At 53.0% G+C, this 1,628-nt stretch carries 1 rRNA gene; it reads right to left on the minus strand.

Going from position 1 to position 1,628, the window contains the following annotated elements:
* Window positions 1-12: 12 nt before the first annotated feature.
* Window positions 13-1,553, minus strand: a 16S ribosomal RNA gene (locus tag HC752_RS24070).
* Window positions 1,554-1,628 lie beyond the last annotated feature (75 nt).

Genomic DNA, 1,628 nt, shown 5'->3' on the forward strand with positions numbered 1-1,628 from the left:
ATAATCATCGTATAAGGAGGTGATCCAGCCCCAGGTTCCCCTAGGGCTACCTTGTTACGACTTCACCCCAGTCATGAACCACAAAGTGGTAAGCGTCCTCCCGAAGGTTAAACTACCTACTTCTTTTGCAGCCCACTCCCATGGTGTGACGGGCGGTGTGTACAAGGCCCGGGAACGTATTCACCGTGGCATTCTGATCCACGATTACTAGCGATTCCGACTTCATGGAGTCGAGTTGCAGACTCCAATCCGGACTACGACGCACTTTTTGGGATTCGCTCACCATCGCTGGTTGGCCGCCCTCTGTATGCGCCATTGTAGCACGTGTGTAGCCCTACTCGTAAGGGCCATGATGACTTGACGTCGTCCCCACCTTCCTCCGGTTTATCACCGGCAGTCTCCCTGGAGTTCCCGACATGACTCGCTGGCAAACAAGGATAAGGGTTGCGCTCGTTGCGGGACTTAACCCAACATTTCACAACACGAGCTGACGACAGCCATGCAGCACCTGTCTCAGAGCTCCCGAAGGCACACCTGCGTCTCCGCTGGCTTCTCTGGATGTCAAGAGTAGGTAAGGTTCTTCGCGTTGCATCGAATTAAACCACATGCTCCACCGCTTGTGCGGGCCCCCGTCAATTCATTTGAGTTTTAATCTTGCGACCGTACTCCCCAGGCGGTCTACTTAACGCGTTAGCTCCGAAAGCCACGGCTCAAGGCCACAACCTCCAAGTAGACATCGTTTACGGCGTGGACTACCAGGGTATCTAATCCTGTTTGCTCCCCACGCTTTCGCATCTGAGTGTCAGTATCTGTCCAGGGGGCCGCCTTCGCCACTGATATTCCTTCAGATCTCTACGCATTTCACCGCTACACCTGAAATTCTACCCCCCTCTACAGTACTCTAGCCTGCCAGTTTCAAATGCGGTTCCGAGGTTGAGCCCCGGGCTTTCACATCTGACTTAACAAACCACCTGCATGCGCTTTACGCCCAGTAATTCCGATTAACGCTCGCACCCTCCGTATTACCGCGGCTGCTGGCACGGAGTTAGCCGGTGCTTCTTCTGCAGCTAACGTCAAAGCATGCCGCTATTAACGACACACCCTTCCTCACTGCTGAAAGTACTTTACAACCCGAAGGCCTTCTTCATACACGCGGCATGGCTGCATCAGGCTTGCGCCCATTGTGCAATATTCCCCACTGCTGCCTCCCGTAGGAGTCTGGACCGTGTCTCAGTTCCAGTGTGGCTGATCATCCTCTCAGACCAGCTAGGGATCGTCGCCTTGGTGAGCCATTACCTCACCAACTAGCTAATCCCACCTGGGCATATCCTGACGCGAGAGGCCCGAAGATCCCCCTCTTTGGCCCGTAGGCATTATGCGGTATTAGCCATCGTTTCCAATGGTTATCCCCCACATCAGGGCAATTTCCCAGGCATTACTCACCCGTCCGCCGCTCGACGTCGAATAGCAAGCTATTCTCGTTTCCGCTCGACTTGCATGTGTTAGGCCTGCCGCCAGCGTTCAATCTGAGCCATGATCAAACTCTTCAATTTAAGATTTTGTTCGGCTCAATGAATACTGATTACATTTACAAGTAAATGTTGAATTGACTGTGCTAAGTCTTCTTA

It is taken from the genome of Vibrio sp. S9_S30, assembly GCF_014694455.1.
Taxonomy (GTDB): Bacteria; Pseudomonadota; Gammaproteobacteria; order Enterobacterales; family Vibrionaceae; genus Vibrio.